The sequence below is a fragment of the Chryseobacterium sp. 22532 genome (assembly GCF_052044665.1).
Lineage (GTDB): Bacteria > Bacteroidota > Bacteroidia > Flavobacteriales > Weeksellaceae > Chryseobacterium > Chryseobacterium lathyri.
Genome location: NZ_JBQENJ010000004.1, coordinates 134,236 through 151,601 on the forward strand (window position 1 = coordinate 134,236; position 17,366 = coordinate 151,601).

General features: G+C 38.7%; 12 protein-coding genes. 11 read left to right on the forward strand and 1 reads right to left on the reverse strand.

What is annotated here, in order from left to right; genetic code table 11:
* Nucleotides 1-6 precede the first annotated feature (6 nt).
* A complete protein-coding gene (locus tag ACTJIV_RS11995; protein ID WP_440627713.1) occupies nt 7-1,596 on the reverse strand; it encodes a sigma-54 interaction domain-containing protein in 1,590 nt (529 codons plus the stop codon).
* 608 nt (nt 1,597-2,204) lie between these two features.
* Here ACTJIV_RS11995 and ACTJIV_RS12000 point away from each other — a divergent pair.
* The 11 genes from ACTJIV_RS12000 (at nt 2,205) to ACTJIV_RS12050 (ending at nt 17,332) form a co-directional block, all read left to right on the forward strand.
* Nucleotides 2,205-2,930, forward strand: coding sequence for an NUDIX hydrolase (locus tag ACTJIV_RS12000; protein ID WP_111952731.1), 726 nt, complete (start codon nt 2,205-2,207; stop codon nt 2,928-2,930).
* Nucleotides 2,931-2,947: 17 nt separating this feature from the next.
* Entirely contained in the window at nt 2,948-4,432 is a 1,485-nt protein-coding gene (locus ACTJIV_RS12005) for a xylulokinase (protein ID WP_440627715.1), read from the forward strand.
* A 108-nt stretch (nt 4,433-4,540) separates the two neighbouring features.
* Nucleotides 4,541-5,869 carry a xylose isomerase gene (xylA, locus tag ACTJIV_RS12010; protein WP_223559769.1) on the forward strand — a complete coding sequence of 443 codons (1,329 nt, stop codon included), beginning with the start codon at nt 4,541-4,543 and terminating at the stop codon, nt 5,867-5,869.
* Nucleotides 5,870-5,948: 79 nt separating this feature from the next.
* A complete protein-coding gene (locus tag ACTJIV_RS12015) occupies nt 5,949-8,807 on the forward strand; it encodes a SusC/RagA family TonB-linked outer membrane protein (protein WP_336379278.1) in 2,859 nt (952 codons plus the stop codon).
* 11 nt (nt 8,808-8,818) lie between these two features.
* Nucleotides 8,819-10,768, forward strand: coding sequence for a RagB/SusD family nutrient uptake outer membrane protein (locus tag ACTJIV_RS12020; RefSeq protein WP_223559768.1), 1,950 nt, complete (start codon nt 8,819-8,821; stop codon nt 10,766-10,768).
* 80 nt (nt 10,769-10,848) lie between these two features.
* Nucleotides 10,849-12,024 (forward strand): mannonate dehydratase, encoded by a 1,176-nt coding sequence (uxuA, locus tag ACTJIV_RS12025; RefSeq protein WP_440627718.1) that lies wholly within the window; start codon nt 10,849-10,851, stop codon nt 12,022-12,024.
* A gap of 37 nt (nt 12,025-12,061) precedes the next feature.
* Nucleotides 12,062-12,877, forward strand: a complete 816-nt coding sequence (locus ACTJIV_RS12030; protein ID WP_440627720.1) for an SDR family oxidoreductase — start codon at nt 12,062-12,064, stop codon at nt 12,875-12,877.
* Between the two features lie 117 nt (nt 12,878-12,994).
* Nucleotides 12,995-14,413, forward strand: coding sequence for a glucuronate isomerase (gene uxaC / locus ACTJIV_RS12035; RefSeq protein ID WP_440627722.1), 1,419 nt, complete (start codon nt 12,995-12,997; stop codon nt 14,411-14,413).
* A 4-nt stretch (nt 14,414-14,417) separates the two neighbouring features.
* On the forward strand, nt 14,418-15,425 hold the full coding sequence (locus tag ACTJIV_RS12040) for a sugar kinase (protein WP_440627724.1): 1,008 nt from the start codon (nt 14,418-14,420) through the stop codon (nt 15,423-15,425).
* A 5-nt stretch (nt 15,426-15,430) separates the two neighbouring features.
* Nucleotides 15,431-16,057: a bifunctional 4-hydroxy-2-oxoglutarate aldolase/2-dehydro-3-deoxy-phosphogluconate aldolase gene (locus tag ACTJIV_RS12045; RefSeq protein WP_440627726.1), complete on the forward strand. Its 627-nt coding sequence runs from the start codon at nt 15,431-15,433 to the stop codon at nt 16,055-16,057.
* On the forward strand, nt 16,058-17,332 hold the full coding sequence (locus tag ACTJIV_RS12050; protein WP_440627728.1) for an MFS transporter: 1,275 nt from the start codon (nt 16,058-16,060) through the stop codon (nt 17,330-17,332).
* The last annotated feature ends 34 nt before the right edge of the window (nt 17,333-17,366 follow it).

Sequence of the window (17,366 nt, forward strand, 5' to 3'; positions counted from 1 at the left end):
TTAAGTTTAATTGCTCTTATTAAAATAATGCCCTTTCTGTATTCCTAATTTTTGCATTTTTGAAATCAATGTGGTAGCCGGTAATCCTAATAATAAAGCCGCTCCCTGTGGCCCAAAAATTCGTCCCTTACATTTTTCAACGGTCTTTAGGATATGCTCTTTTTCCACCTGGTGTAATGTTTTAATCTGAAAATCCTGATCAGCTGTTTTTTGTCCGAAAATCTCCGGTAAATCCATTTTTCTGATGGTACTGTCTTTTGCCGTAAGAATACTTCTTTCGATCATGTTTTCGAGCTCACGGATATTTCCCGGCCATGCATTTTCACTCATTGCATGGATTACTTTTTGAGAAAATCCATTGATTTTTTTGCCTGTTTTCAGATTGATTTTTTTCAGAAAATAATCGGCCAGTAGCGGGATATCTTCTTTTCTGTCCCGCAATGCAGGCAAATGAATGGGGAAAACATTAAGACGATAGAACAGATCACTCCTGAATCTCCCTTCAGCAACCTCTTTTTCCAGAATCCGGTTGGTGGCAGCAATAATCCTGACATTGACTTTAATGGTGTTATTCCCGCCGATTCTTTCAATTTCTTTCTCCTGTAAAACTCTCAGTAATCTTCCCTGAAGAGCTAAAGGGAGCTCCCCAATTTCATCCAGGAAAATAGTACTGTTATTCGCTTGTTCAAATTTTCCCTTACGCTGTTCCGTAGCACCCGTAAAACTGCCTTTCTCATGACCGAAAAGTTCACTTTCTATAAGATTGGCAGGAATGGATGCACAGTTAATCCTGATCATTGAGTGATGAGACGAAGAGGAGAGTTCATGGATAGCCTGTGCTATCAGCTCTTTTCCCGTTCCGGTCTCGCCATAGATGATCACACTGGATAATGAAGAGGCTACCTGGGAGATTTGCTCATAAATATGCTGCATGGCCTTGCTATTTCCAATAATTCCGTTAAACCCTTCTTGATTTCTTACCTCATCTTTTCTGACAGGCTTTATATCTTTTTGAGAATCAGGTGCTGAAATATGAAAAGTATCCAGCATTTCCGAGAACAGAATGTTTCTGATGGTAATTGACAGCTGTGTAGAGATGCCTCCCAATAGCCTTTCTAACCGGCCATTGAATTCAGTGAAATTTTTATACAAAAGGAAAATCACGTTTTTATGATCTCCTATGGATGGTAAGCAAAATCCCACTGCCATATGCATTCCCAGTTTTTTTGCAAGGGTAAAATATGGTACTGATGCTTTCCTTTCAGAGAAATCCTTAAGGTAAAAAGTAACAGGTTCCGGTGATTGCATGCATTGCTCAAAACAAATATCCAGTGAATCGGAAGAGCTATCATCATACGCTCCGGTAATTAAAGAACTGTAAAAAATCTGTTGCTTATGATCCTTTGCTGTAAGGACCATAATGCCATCACATAGAAATTCATTTTTAAAGGATTGATTTAATACAATGCTGAAATGTTTTTTATCTAAAACTTTGGCAAAGGCAGTATTAATAGATGAAATCACCAGATGATCCTTCTGCATTTCCTGAAGCCGGGCCCTCATGACATCAACATTTTGATCAGACTGTTTATTCATAAAGATCTATTGATTGAAAAGATAAAGATAGAGAAAACAGTACTATTTTGGAATAGTATAGATTAATTAATATAATTTTTTAAGCACAGGTTTTTATGAAAAGTTTATCCCTGTAAATCTTTTTAAAGTAAATCATCTGTACGTTTTTATAGATGTATAATGAAAACCCTTTTTAAACCCTCGTGAAGAAGTTTAGAAATTCCCTAGCTGTGTATAGAAAAATCCTATGATATGATAACTTTTTACCTTTTAGGTTGAATAATTGTAAAAAATACACGTCTTAAATATATGGGTTTAAACAGAAAATGGACGTTTTTCTTATAACTTTTTTAAAAAATATCAATAAAATTTAAAATTTTCTTATCATAAATTAGATAAAAATAAATATTAATTTTTTAAGTGTCAATTTAACATTTAAATAGCTATATATTAAGGTATTCTGAAATAATAATCATAAAATTAATGATAACCTTATCATATTTTTTACATCATTCTTATCATAAAAAAATGATATATAATCTATTGATATATAGCCTGTAATGTAGATTTTATTTTTTTTTCTCAATTGAATTTTTATATTTGTGATGTTACGCTAATGTTAATAAAAGATGAACCAGGATTTTATTCATACCTATGTTTCTGTTGATTGTGTGGTATTTGGATTTGACCATGACAACAGACTCAATATCTTACTTGTGCAACGTCATGTAGACGATGTACCAGTGGATAGGCAAAGAAAATTGCCGGGTAGCCTGATTTTCAGTAATGAAGATGTGGATGATGCAGCCCATAGGGTTCTTCATGAATTAACAGGAATAAAAAAAATGGTTCTCAAGCAGTTCAAATGCTTTGCTGATCCATTTCGCGCAAGCAATCAGATTGATATCAAGTGGATGGGGACCGAGTATATGCATAATATTGACAGGATTATTACGGTGGCCTACCTTTCTCTATGTAAAATCGATCATAAAATTAACAGCACCAAATATGAAACAGTCGACTGGTATCCTGTAGATCAGGTCCCGGCATTACCCTTTGATCATAATAAGATCATTAATGAATCTTTAACAGAAATAAGAAGATGGATTGAGACCGATTTTTCTATTATTTTTGAATTGCTGCCGAAAAAATTTACAATAAGACAGCTGTACCAGCTGTACAGCGCGTTAAGTGAAAAACAGATCGATATCAAGAATTTTCATAAAAAAATTTCATCATTTAATTATATCATTCCTTTAGAAGAGATAGAGCAAAACGTATCGCACCGGGCAGCAAGATACTATCGGTTCGATGCCAAGATCTATAAAAAAAACAACACTAAACTAATTAAATAAATCCCCCTTTTCAAATTATGTATTTGCTAGGATATGACATAGGCAGTTCTTCTGTTAAAGTTTGTCTCATTGAGGCATCCAGTGGAAAAATTATTGCATCAGACTTTTCTCCAAAAAAGGAAATGAAAATCATGGCAGTCAACCCAGGCTGGGCAGAACAGAACCCTGCAGAATGGTGGCTGAATTTAAAGCTGGCACATGAATCTGTAATGCATGAATCCGGAATCAATCCTGAAGATATCAAAGGAATTGGTATTACCTGGCAGATGCATGGACTGATCCTGGTCGATAAAGACCAAAATTTGCTTCGGCCTTCGATTATCTGGTGTGACAGCCGTGCTGTGCCTTATGGTGAAAAAGCTTTTCAGGAAATTGGAACTGAGAAATGCTTATCCCATCTTCTTAATTCTCCCGGAAATTTCACAGCATCAAAACTAGCCTGGGTAAAGGAAAATGAACCTGAAATTTTTGAAAAGATTGATAAAATAATGCTGCCGGGAGATTATATTGCCATGAGGCTTTCCGGTGAAATAGGAATGACGATTGAAGGACTTTCTGAAGGCATATTCTGGGACTTTAAAAACAACTGTATTTCTGAAGACGTGATTAATTATTATGGAATCCCTAAAAGCTTTTTCCCTGAAATCATTCCTACTTTCGGTATCCAGTCAACGGTTTCTGCACCGGCAGCTCAGGAATTAGGATTAAAAGAAGGAACCCCAATTTCATACAGGGCAGGAGACCAACCCAATAATGCGCTCTCTCTGAATGTTTTCAATCCCGGAGAAATTGCTTCAACAGCCGGCACTTCGGGAGTGGTATATGGGGTGCTGGATAAATTGGAATATGATACCCTGTCACGGGTAAATACATTTGCCCATGTCAACTACAGTCCTGAGCAAACCAGATTGGGAGTCTTGCTGTGTATTAACGGAACAGGAATTTTAAATTCCTGGCTAAAGCACAATTTTGCAACCTCATTGTCTTCCTATGGTGATATGAATGATCTGGCATCACTTTCCCCGATTGGATCAAAAGGATTAAGTATCATCCCTTTTGGAAACGGGGCAGAAAGAGTCTTGGAAAACAAAGATACCAGCTGTTCTATGCACGGGATTAATTTCAACATCCATACAAAAGGAGATATTCTGCGTGCAGCACAGGAAGGAATTGTCTTTTCATATGAATATGGAATGGATATTATGAGAAATATGGGAATGGACATCCAGGTGATCCGGGCAGGCAATGCCAATATGTTTTTAAGTTCAATTTTCCGACAGTCGCTTGCCAGTGTAAGCAATGCAGTGATTGAGCTTTACGACACAGACGGAGCGGTAGGGGCTGCCAGAGCTGCCGGAATGGGAATAGGTTTTTATGCAGATTCAACAGAGGCATTTTCATCCCTCGAAAAAATAGCAGTTATAGAACCTGAAACAGAAAAAAGAGAACAATATTTAGAAGCATACTCAAGGTGGAAACAGCATCTTAACGAAATCATTTAATCATCCTGCAACGAAGCTATTCATTGTACCTGCGGACCTATTAAATCAGCAGGCAGGGGATTCCTGTATTAAATTATAAAGAACAAACTAAAAATAAAATCAAATAATATGAACATTTTAACAGAAACAAAAGCATTTTTTCCAGGTATTGAAAACATCAGATTTGAAGGTAAAGAAAGTAGAAACCCTATGGCATTCCGTTATTATGATGCAGATAGAATCGTGATGGGAAAACCAATGAAAGAATGGATGCGTTTTGCAATGGCATGGTGGCATACTCTGTGTGCAGACGGAAGTGATCCGTTCGGCGGAGCAACGATCCACCATCCTTGGGATATTGGTAATGATGCGGTTTCCAGAGCTAAACATAAAATGGATGCAGGTTTTGAATTCATGTCTAAAATTGGATTCCAATATTACTGTTTTCATGATGTAGACTTAGTTGCTCCGGCAGATAACTGGAAAGACTATGAAAAAAACCTTCAGGCTGTTGTGGAATATGCCAAAGAAAAGCAAAAAGAATCTGGGATTAAGCTTCTGTGGGGAACAGCCAATGTTTTCACGCATGAAAGATACATGAACGGAGCTTCTACCAATCCAAATTTTGATGTGGTAGCCTGTGCAGGAACTCAGGTGAAAAATTCTATTGATGCAACGATTGCTCTCGGTGGCGAAAACTATGTGTTCTGGGGCGGTAGAGAAGGTTATATGAGTCTGCTGAATACTGAAATGAAAAGAGAAAAAGACCATCTGGCCCGCTTCCTTTCAATGTCCCGTGATTATGCCCGTAGTCAGGGCTTCAAGGGAACATTCCTTATTGAGCCAAAACCAATGGAGCCAACTAAACATCAGTACGATTACGATTCTGAAACAGTGATTGGCTTCCTGAGACATTACGGTTTAGACAAAGATTTTAAACTTAATATTGAAGTTAATCATGCTACCCTGGCGGGACATACCTTCGAGCATGAACTTCAGGTAGCAGTCGACGCAGGATTATTAGGAAGTATTGATGCCAATAGAGGAGATTACCAAAACGGATGGGATACAGACCAGTTCCCTGTGGATTATCGTGACCTGGCTCAGGCTTGGCTGGTACTTCTTCCTGCAGGAGGATTAGGAAATGGCGGAGTTAATTTTGATGCGAAAATCAGAAGAAATTCTACCGATCCTGAAGATTTATTTATCTCCCATATTTCTGGAATGGATGTTTTTGCCAAAGGATTATTAGTTGCTGCAGATATACTGGAAAACTCTGATTATAAAAAATTACGGACAGAGCGCTATGCTTCTTTTGATAGCGGTAACGGAAAAGCTTTCGAAGAAGGGAATCTTACACTGGAAGACCTTCAGCGAATTGCTCATGAGGTGGGTGAACCTCAGGCCAAAAGCGGAAAACAGGAATTGTTTGAAGCAATCGTGAACATGTATATCTAATAATTATAGAAGGCTTTCATTATAACACTAAGGATTTATTAATAGCCTTTCTATTAATGTAATATTAAAAATAATAATTATGAACAGATTTCATTTTGCTAAAACCAACAGGGCTGCGATATTTTTCGCCATGGCTCTGTTACCGTCAAGCTTAGCTTATTCTCAAAGTAAAAAAGATACTGTTGCCAAAGAAAATAAGATAGAAGAAGTTATTGTAATTGGATATGGGACACAGAAAAAAGAAGCGGTTACCGGGTCAGTATCGTCCCTGGGTGGTACTGCTCTCAAAGAAGTTCCTTCAGCCAATATAACCGATGCGATACAGGGACGTCTTCCGGGAGTTGATATTGGCAGAACCTCTACAAAACCCGGCGCTGTACAACAGATCCGTATCAGAGGAGAACGTTCATTAACAGGCTCTAATGACCCCTTGATTGTATTGGATGGAATTCCTTTTGTAGGTTCTTTAGGAGATATCAGCCCGTCGGATATTAAAAGCTTGGATATTCTTAAAGATGCTTCTGCCACAGCGATTTATGGATCACGTGGTGCAAACGGAGTCATTTTAATAACAACAAACAGAGGATCAAAAGGTCAGAAAGCAAGATTTACCTATAACGGATATACTGGATTTCAGACTATTTTCTCTAAATATCCGGTGATGGATGGGCCTAAGTTTGCCAAATTACGTGCAGATGCCAAAATGTTCACCAACGCGCAAGATGAATTCAATGATATAAATACAGACTGGCAGGATAAATATTACGGTGTGGGACTGATGATGAACCATGATGTAGGGGTTACAGGAGGAAGCGAAAAAGGGAATTACAACTTTGGTGTCGCGTATTTTCAGCAAAATGGAGTTGTCCCTTTGCAAAGTTATAAAAGACTTTCTATTAGGGGTTCCTTAGATCAGGAAGTAAGTAAGTTCATAAAAATAGGCTTCTCTACCAACTCAAACTTTTCTATCAACGACTTTAACGGCGTTAGCGGTGCCCCTATGTTAGGGTATTCGCCATTGGTTAGTCCCTATAAGGCTGACGGGAGTCCTAAAACTGTCATGTATAGTGCCATCGATCAGACGGCTCTCCAGACCAGAGGTATTCTCGAAAATCTAGGCGATGCCTATGCTGACCGTACAAATGCTTTTAGTTCATATAATAACCTTTATGGAGAATTAAAAATACCAGGAGTTGAAGGTCTTAAATACAGGCTTAATGTTGGTCTTACCTATAGAAATTCAAATAGCGGAACCTATACAGGAACCGGTATACTCAATGTAAATCCTGCTACTGAGTCTTCAGCTGGAATCGGAAACTCGTTGACGACGCAGTGGGTTTTGGAAAATATCTTGTCTTATGACCGAACTTTTGGTAAACACAAAATTAGTGCAACGGCATTATATTCTGCGGAACAGACCAAGTATAACAGCTCTTACATATCAGCGAGAGATGTTCCTATCGATGCCTTTCAATACTTTAATTTAGGCCATGCACAAGGTGAGGTAACCATTGATCCAAATAATCAGGGATATTATAAAAGAGGCCTTATGTCTTTTATGGGAAGAGCCTTATATCAATATGATAACCGTTATATGCTTACGGCTACTGTCCGTTCAGACGGAGCCTCAGTTTTAGCGAAAGGGCACCAGTGGCATACCTATCCTGCAATTTCTGTGGGTTGGAATATTGCCAATGAAAACTTTCTTAAAGATTCAAAATATATCAATGTGCTTAAGCTAAGAGCCGGTTTTGGACAGACTTCCAACCAGTCTGTCGGGCCTTATACCACTTTTGGGAGTTTAAGTACGGTGCCTTACAATTTTGGAAATGAATTTGTCATCGGGAATTATGTAAATACAGCTTCAAATGCAAATTTGGGCTGGGAGTTTTCAAAAACCTGGAATTATGGATTAGATTTTACTTTATTCAACAGAATCATCAGCGGTACCGTAGAATATTATGTTACGAAGACAGAACAGTTATTGTTAAGTAAAGGGTTGCCATCATCCAGCGGTTTGGGATCTGTGACCGAGAACGTGGGAGCATCAGAGAATAAAGGTTTCGAAATATCTCTTAATGGTACTATTTTCAATAATCCTGATGGATTTAGCTGGGAAGTTGGAGGTAATTTATATGCCAACAGAAATAAAATTACAGCATTAGCTTCCGGAACTGACAGAAACGAGGGGAATTTATGGTTTGTTGGTCATAATATCAACGCATTATATGATTACCAGTATATAGGTTTGTGGCAGCATGGAGATCCTTATCTGAGCGTATTGGAACCTGGAGGAAATGTGGGAATGATCAAAGTTTTATATACAGGTGGATACAATGCAGACGGAACTCCGACCAGAGCTATCGGGCCTGCTGACAGACAGATTATCGATACCAATCCGGATTTTATGGGAGGTTTCAATACAAGGTTAGCATATAAAAATATTGATCTTAGTGTGGTTGGAGCATTTCAGAAAGGGGGAGTGTTAATCAGTACACTATACGGCTCTTCAGGATATCTCAACAGATTATCGGGAAGAGGAAATAACGTGGATGTTGATTACTGGACTGAAGAAAATCCAGACGTGCGCTATCCGAAACCAGGTGGAATGATGAGCGGAGATAATCCGAAATACGGTTCAACTTTAGGTTTATTTGATGGCTCATACGTAAAAATAAGAACCATCACATTGGGGTACAATTTTAATAAAAATACCCTGGATGATTTAGGCGTAAGCAGTCTGAGACTATATGTAACAGTACAGAATCCATTTGTTTTCGGTTCTCCTTATTACAGAGAATCAGGGATGGATCCTGAACCGAATTCGAGAGGGAATGAAAATCAGGCTGTAAACTCATACAAAAGCAATCAGCTGGTAATTGGTACGAATAATCCTTCTACAAGAAACTATATGATGGGGCTAAATCTAACCTTTTAAAAGAAAAAATCATGATCAATTTAAATAAAAAATTTATCGCTGCTCTGTTTTTAGCATCATTAACATTCAGTACAGGATGTAATGAGATATTGGATGAACAGCCAAGAGGTATTTATACACCGGAAGATTTTACTACAGAAAGAGGAATTACACAAGGGGTTACGTCTTTGTATAGACAACTGAGAATGCTGTATGGAAACGGCTACTTCTTAAATTCTACCATGACGGGTACTGATGAGGCAACCTGGGGAAAAGATGCCGATGGCAACTTTAAAGCTATGGATATGTCCAATAACGGGAATATTGACAGTTCAACTTTCCCAACAAGTATGGTGTGGGGATCTGTCTTTCCTGCCATCAATTCTGCAAATGGAGTTATACAAAATGGTCCGTTAATTAATGTATCCGAATCACTGATTTCAGAAGCAAGATTTTTCAGGTCATTTTATTATTTCTTACTGGTTCAGACGTACGGTGGCGCACCACTTGATTTAGGTTCAGGAGAACTGGCCTTCAATATTTCGCCAACCACCACTTCAGTTAGAAATACGGTTTCAGAGGTTTACACAAAGGCCATTTTCCCTGATTTGATCAAAGCCATTGAAAATCTTCCTGCAAGCCCAAGAGTAACCGGCGGTGTTACCAAAAATGTTGCGAGATTATATCTTTCAAAAGCCTATTTAACGTATGCATGGTGGCTGCAAAATCCAAACAACATTCCAACCTATCCGGAAGCAACAAGAACAGATCCTGATGGTCACAATGCACAATGGTACTTCCAAAAAGCTTATGATATTGCATTAGATGGGATCAACAGTCCCGGACCGTATGCTTTACAGCCTACCTATTATAATTTAAATGTAGGATCAAATGACCGTAACAAGGAATGTATGCTGTATGCAGACCATACAGAGACAAGTGCTTATTATAATGAAGGGGTTATTCAGGCAAGTTACGGCGATGGCTGGTCTCCAAATAATTTTGCTGCCTGGATGATGACCTGGAATTACCCTAATATCAGGAGCAGTACTTCCAGTACATCCTGGTCTGCTGTCAGTTCTGTACAAAGAGCAGCTACACAAGATCTAGGGCGTCCCTGGACACGTATGGCTCCTACCATTGAAGTTATTAAAAATACGTTTGCTGATAAAACCAATGATTCCAGATATGACGGTACATTCGTTACGACCTACCGTGGTAACTGGGACAAAGCAGGGATGACTCAGACTACCCTGTATAATGCCAATAGTCTTCCCGTACATCCTGGTGACCCTATTTTAACGTTTCTCAATGATGATTCTGCAGTGCCGGCTTATAGTTCCAATGCAGGAAATAGTAATATTGGAGCAGGAACGCTTCCGGGAAGGGCAGACTGGGTAGTGGCACCAAATGGGATCAGCAGAGTGGTATATCCTGGTATATGGAAAATAGGAACTTACCGTACAGATAACGGTAACGGTTTAGGCTATCCAAATCCAAGTTTAACGCGTCCGTTTGTAGCCGCTAAATTTTCAGAATTTTACTTCCTGGCAGCTGAGGCAGCAGTTAAAGGAGCTTCCGGATCTATGAGTCCTAGAGATCTTATTAATGTAATCAGAGCCAGAGCAGGAAAATGGGTTTGGAGTGTTAGCGGAAATGTTGCAAAAGTACAGGATAACAGTGCTGCAATGATTGCTGCTACACCGAATACCATTACCATAGATTACATTCTGGCAGAAAGATCCCGTGAGTATTATGGCGAAGGATACAGATGGTATGATCTGGTACGTACACAGAAGTGGGAAGAATATGCAGCTACTTATAAAATTGCAGGAACTGCTTACGGAGATCATACCCCGCAGACTGTAACGCGTAATATTCAGAAATTTCATTATCTGAGACCAATCCCTCGGGGGCAATTGGATGCTATGGAAGTCTCTGCAGATATCAAGGACAAATATCAGAATCCTGGTTACAATTAATATTATATGCATTCATGTTAACAGAAGCAAAGTAGGTGTTCTATTACACCTGCTTTGCTTTAATGAAAAAAATAAAATTTATGGAAAAAACCTGGCGTTGGTTCGGTAAAAAAGACAAAATAAAATTAGATATGCTCCGTCAAATTGGGGTAGAAGGTATTGTTTCTGCACTTCACGATATTCCGAACGGAGAAGTTTGGCCGTCGGACGCGATTAATGATTATAAAAATTATATAGAAAGTTTCGGACTTCGCTGGTCTGTTGTAGAAAGTCTGGCCGTAAGTGAGGCCATAAAATACGGAGGCGAAAATAGAGATCAATTAATAGAAAATTATATCCAGAGTCTTGAAAATCTGGGAAAATCTGGAGTAACAACAGTTTGCTACAACTTTATGCCGGTTCTAGACTGGGCCCGTACAGATTTGTTTTATCAGTGGGAAGACGGCTCGTCATCATTATATTTTGATAAAGCTAAATTTGCTTATTTTGAAATTCATATTCTGCAAAGAAAAGGTGCAGAAAACGATTATAATTCAGAGATTCTTCAAAAAGTAGAACAATTAAAAAATACTTTAACGGAAGAAGATAACAATGATCTGATAGACTCGATCATTGTAAAAACACAGGGTTTTGTTAACGGAAACATCAAGGAAGAAGACCAGAATCCTGTAGCTATTTTCAAAAGTTTACTGGCATTATACGATGGGATTGATAAAAACCAGCTCCGTCAGAATATGAAATATTTCCTTGAAAAAATAATGCCCGTTTGCGAAAAATGGAATATCCAGATGTGTGTACATCCCGATGATCCGCCGTTTTCATTGTTAGGCTTACCGAGAATCGTAACCAATGAAGAAGATATCGACTGGCTCTTAAATGCTGTCGATAATCCTCACAACGGGCTCACATTCTGTACAGGTTCTTTAAGTGCGGGTCTTCAGAATGATGTTCCGAAACTTGCCCAAAAATATGCCCACCGCACAAAATTTGTCCATTTAAGAAGCACTAATGTTTTTGAAAACGGAGATTTCATCGAAGCCCATCACTTGGGTGGAAGAGGAAAATTGATCGAAGTAATCAAAATCTTTGAAAAAGAAAATCCCGGCTTGCCCATGCGTATAGATCATGGAAGATTACTGACAGAAGATATTGATAAAGGTTACAATCCAGGATATTCATTTCTCGGAAGAATGCTTGCGTTAGGGCAAATCGAAGGAGTAATGGCTACTGTACAGTCAGAATTGCAAAGAAATTAAATCTAAGGTTTGCAATAAATTATTATAAAAAGTAAAAATGAACGAAATATTCAGCATAAAAGATAAAGTAGCCGTAATTACAGGCGCCTCAGGGGTGTTGGGTGGAAGTCTGGCTAAAAGTTTCATAGAAGCCGGAGCCAAAGTTGTAGCATTGGGAAGAAACCAGGAAACTCTGGACGCTCGTGTTAAAGAACTGACAGAATCGGGTGGTGATGCATTTGCCGTAGAAGCCAATGTAATGAATGTGGAAAGTCTTGAAGCTGCTTCAAAGACAATCCTTGAAAAATACGGTAGAATTGATATTTTGCTCAATATTGCCGGAGGAAATATACCTTCTGCAACATTAGCTCCCGACCAATCTTTTTTCGACCTGAAAATGGAAGCCTGGAACGAAGTAACCGATTTGAATATCAACGGAACCGTTTATCCAAGCTATGTTTTCGGAAAAGTGATGGCAGATCAGGGAAATGGAAGTATTGTGAATATCTCCTCAATGGCGGCTTATTCAGCAATCACAAGAGTTGCTGGTTATTCAGCAGCAAAATCTGCAATTACCAATTTTACCCAATGGCTCGCTTCGGATGTAGCGTTGAAATTTGGCGATAAAATTCGTGTCAACGCAATTGCTCCCGGATTTTTTATAGGAGATCAAAACCGGGCGATTTTATTGAATCCGGATGGTTCTTTAACTGATCGAAGCAAAAAAGTCATCGCCAAAACGCCAATGGGACGCTTTGGAAATGCAGATGAACTCAACGGAGCTGTCCAGTTCCTTTGTTCAGATGCCGCAAGTTTTATCACGGGTGCATTATTGCCTATTGACGGTGGTTTCAGTGCATTCAGTGGTGTTTAAGATTAATATTATTTTTCTTCATACAGTAGTTACAAGGCCTTAGATGATTTTATAGATTTCAATTAAGGTCTTGTTTTTAAAGATTTTCACAAAATCAAATCACTTTTAAATTGAATAATGACTCATTCCCTTAAAAATAAAGAAGTTTTCGGAGAATCGTTTTTGCTGGAATCAGCAAAGGCAGAAAATCTCTATTTCGGCTTTGCGAAAGAAATGCCGATTATTGATTATCATAATCATCTTGAGCCTGACGTGATTTCAAATAATCAGAATTTCCGTTCCCCGACAGCAATTTGGCTGGATGGTGATCATTACAAATGGCGGGCAATGAGAAATTTCGGGATTGATGAGCAATTCATTTCCGGCAAAGCTTCAGACTTGGAAAAGTTCAGAAAATGGTCGGAAGTGGTACCGTACACCCTTCGAAATCCTTTATTTCACTGGACCCATCTGGAACTTAAAAATCCATTCGGAATCAAAGAATATCTTTCCCCGAACAATGCAGATTCTGTTTATCAACAGATGAATGAAAGTTTGCAGACTTCAGATTTTTTGCCACAATCCATCATTCAGAATTTCAAAGTGGAAGCACTTTGCACAACTGATGATCCTGCTGATGATTTGGCTTATCATAAAGCATTAAAGAATAGCCGTTTTAAAGCCCAGGTTTTACCTGCTTTCCGACCGGATTCTTACATCAATATCAACAATCCGGAACAATATCTTTCAGGAATAAAAAAACTTGAAAATGTTTGCGGAATTTCAATCGAATCAGTTTCCGATTTATTAAATGCGCTTCAATCCAGAATCAATTATTTTGCAGAAGTAGGAGCCAAGGTTGCCGATCACGGGTTTGAATATTTTCCCGATACCACAAAATGGAATATAGAATTAGAAAACGAATTTTCAGAATTTTTAAAAGGAAATAATCCAACATTCTCCAATCCGGAAGCGTTGTGTGGCTACTTACTAAAAGAGCTTTGCAAAATGTACGCTGAAAAAGGCTGGGTACAGCAGTTTCACGTGGGAGCAACCAGAAATAATAATTCTTTAATGCTTAGTGAGATTGGTATTAATGCTGGTTATGACGCAATTGGTGAACAATATTTTGCACAAAGATTGAGCATGCTTCTGGACGAACTGAATTCTGCCGGACAACTTACCAAAACCATTATTTATAACCTTAATCCCACCTTCAATGAAGTTTTAGCGACACTTGCAGGAAATTTTAATGAAGGTGGAATGAAGTCCAAAGTACAGTTTGGTGCAGCCTGGTGGTTTCTCGACCAATTAGATGGAATGAAAAAGCAGATGAACACACTTTCCAACATTGGTCTCATCAGCACTTTTGTCGGAATGCTGACCGATTCCCGAAGTCTCCTGTCATTCTCAAGACACGATTATTTCAGAAGGCTTTTGTGCAATATGTTCGGCAGCGAGATCGAAAGAGGATTGCTTCCCGATGACGAAGAATGGGTTGGGAAAATCATTCAGGACATCTGTTATCACAACACGAAAAATTATTTTAAAATTTAAGAGAATGCAAGATTCATTTTCCAATAAAATAGTATGTTTCGGGGAATTGCTTTTGCATTTCGCTCCAGATTCCGAAGGAAACTGGCTCAATGACCAATCTCTGAAGATTTTCGTGGGCGGTGCAGAATATAATGTAGCTGCAGCTCTTGCACAATGGAACAATCCTGTAAAACTTCTTTCAGCTTTGCCTGAAAATTTTCTGGGAAATCAATTGGAATCACAGCTCAAAAATAAAGAAATTGAGGTGCTTGCTGAGAAAAGTAACGGCAGAATCGGAACGTTTTACCTCTCTTCGGATGGCGATATGCAGAACGCTTCGGTGGTTTACGACCGTTTTCCTTCGGTTTTCACACAGTCGGATTTTAAAACATTTAGTTTCGATGAAATATTTTCAGAGGTAAAGTGGCTTCACATCAGCACCATTACGCCGGCATTGAGTGAAAATGCCTATCAGAAATGTATGGATTTAATGAAAGAGGCAGCGACAAGAAACATCACGGTTTCTCTTGATTTGAATTACCGTTCCGCCCTTTGGCAGAACAGAAATCCGTCTGCAAAAATTATTGCATTAATGCCTTTTGTCAATGTTCTGATGGGAAATATCTGGTCCATTCAACAATTTTTGGAAATTCCGATTGAATATGAATTAAATGGGAATTTTGAAGACAGAAATCTTCTGAAACAGGCTGAAAAATCAGCATTAGAAATTCAGAAAATACATCCAAATGTAAAGATGATTGCCAATACGTTCCGGTTTACGAAGGGTGAAGAGGTTAATTATTTTGCGACTTTATTTGCTGATGAAAAACTTTTGATTTCTGAACATTATCATTCAACAACAATTGAGGAAAGAGTAGGAAGCGGCGATTCCTTTATGGCTGCTTTGATTCACGGAACTTTAAAAGGAAATTCCTTACAGCAGATTTTAGAAGATGCTACAAAAGTCGCTTTCAAAAAACTTTTTGTAAAGGGCGATACCATTAATGACAGTATTAATATTGAAAAATTATGAGTGTAATGCTACAAAAAATAAAAGACCAGAAAGTAGTTCCGTTGTTTTACAATGAATCGTTTGAGGTTTCAAAAAATACCGTAAAAGCTTTGTACAAAGCAGGAATCCGTGTGATAGAATATACCAACCGAGGTATTCAGGCATTGGAGAATTTTACTAAATTAAAAGAGATCTCAGCCAACGAATTTCCAGAACTTTTACTGGGAATCGGAACCGTGAAAAATATAAAGGAAATGGATGATTATGCCGATGCAAAAGCAGATTTCATCATTACACCTGTTATTAACGAAGAACTGGTAAAACATTCTGTTACAAAAAATATCAATTTAATTCCAGGATGTTTTACTCCTTCCGATGTCAATATAGCCTTTCAGAGCGGACTTCGGTTAGTGAAGATTTTCCCGGCAGATGCTTTAGGCAAAAATTATATCAGATCCATTCAACCTGTTTTTCCGGGAATGAATTTTATGCCGACCGGAGGCATCAATGCTGACTTTGATGACATTACAGAATGGATGAAAGGTGGCGCTGTTGCTGTCGGTTTAGGAAGTTCACTCGTCAGAACAGATTTTACATCAGAACAGCTCACAGAAAAAGTTCAGAACCTATTGCAACAACTTAATCAAAACTAAATGCAGGCTCCTAAAAACCGTAACATAAGATGGTTGATGCTGTCTTTGGTCTTTCTCGCCACCACGATCAATTATCTTGACCGTCAGGTAATGGGTTTACTGAAACCTGTTCTTGAAAAAGAGTTCAGCTGGGACGAAAAAGATTACAGCTACATTGTAATGGCATTCACGACCACTTATGCCATCGGATATCTTGCGATGGGAAGATTTATAGACAGGGTAGGAACCAAAATAGGGTATGCCGTTTCGTTGATTGTCTGGAGTCTGGCTTCCATAGGACACGGTTTTGTGAAAAGCACCGTTGGATTTATCATTGCGAGAAGTACACTCGGAATCAGTGAGGCAGGAAATTTTCCGGCAGCGATAAAATCTGTTGCAGAATGGTTTCCGAAAAAAGAAAGAGCCTTGGCAACGGGGATTTTCAACTCCGGAGCAACGGTTGGAGCCATTTTAGCACCGCTTCTTGTGCCGTTCATTCTGGGACATTACGGATGGCGGGAAACCTTCGTCTGGATCGGGGCTTTAGGTTTGTTATGGATTGTCCTTTGGTGGAGATTCTACAGCATTCCAGAAAAAACAAAAAAGCTGAGCAAGGAAGAATTACAGTATATTAAAAGTGATCAGGACGGAAAAACTCAGGAACAGTCCAAAGTTCCGTTGTCTGAAATATTAAAATACAAAGTCACCTGGTCATTTGCCATCGGAAAAATTCTGACCGATCCAATCTGGTATTTCTTTATGTTCTGGCTGCCGGCTTATTTTTCAGACGTATTCAAGATGGATATGACAAAACCTTCTATTCCGTTGATTATCATTTACAGCGGAACCACGATTGGAAGCATCGGGGGTGGCTATCTTTCCTCATTTTTAATTAAAAAAGGCTGGGCCATCGGAAGAGCCAGAAGTTTGACAATGCTCTTGTTTGCGTTGATGGTCGTTCCGGTGATGTTCTCAAAATATGTAGACAATATGTGGCTGATTACCATCATCATTGCTTTCGCCACTGCAGCGCACCAAGGTTGGGGAGCCAATCTGATGACCACAGTTGGAGATAAATTACCTAACAACTATGTAAGTTCGGTTATCGGTTTTGGTGGAATGCTCGGTTCAGCAGCAGGAATTATTTTTCCGCTTTTCATCGGAATTGTCTTGGATACCTTCAAAAAAGCAGGAAACATCAACGGCGGATACAACATCATATTTTTTATTGCCGGTGTTTCTTACGTTGCGGCTTGGGGAATTATCTGGTTGATCAACAGAAGAAAACCAGTATAAAGATCAAAATTCATTTTGGAAAAAAACGTAACAC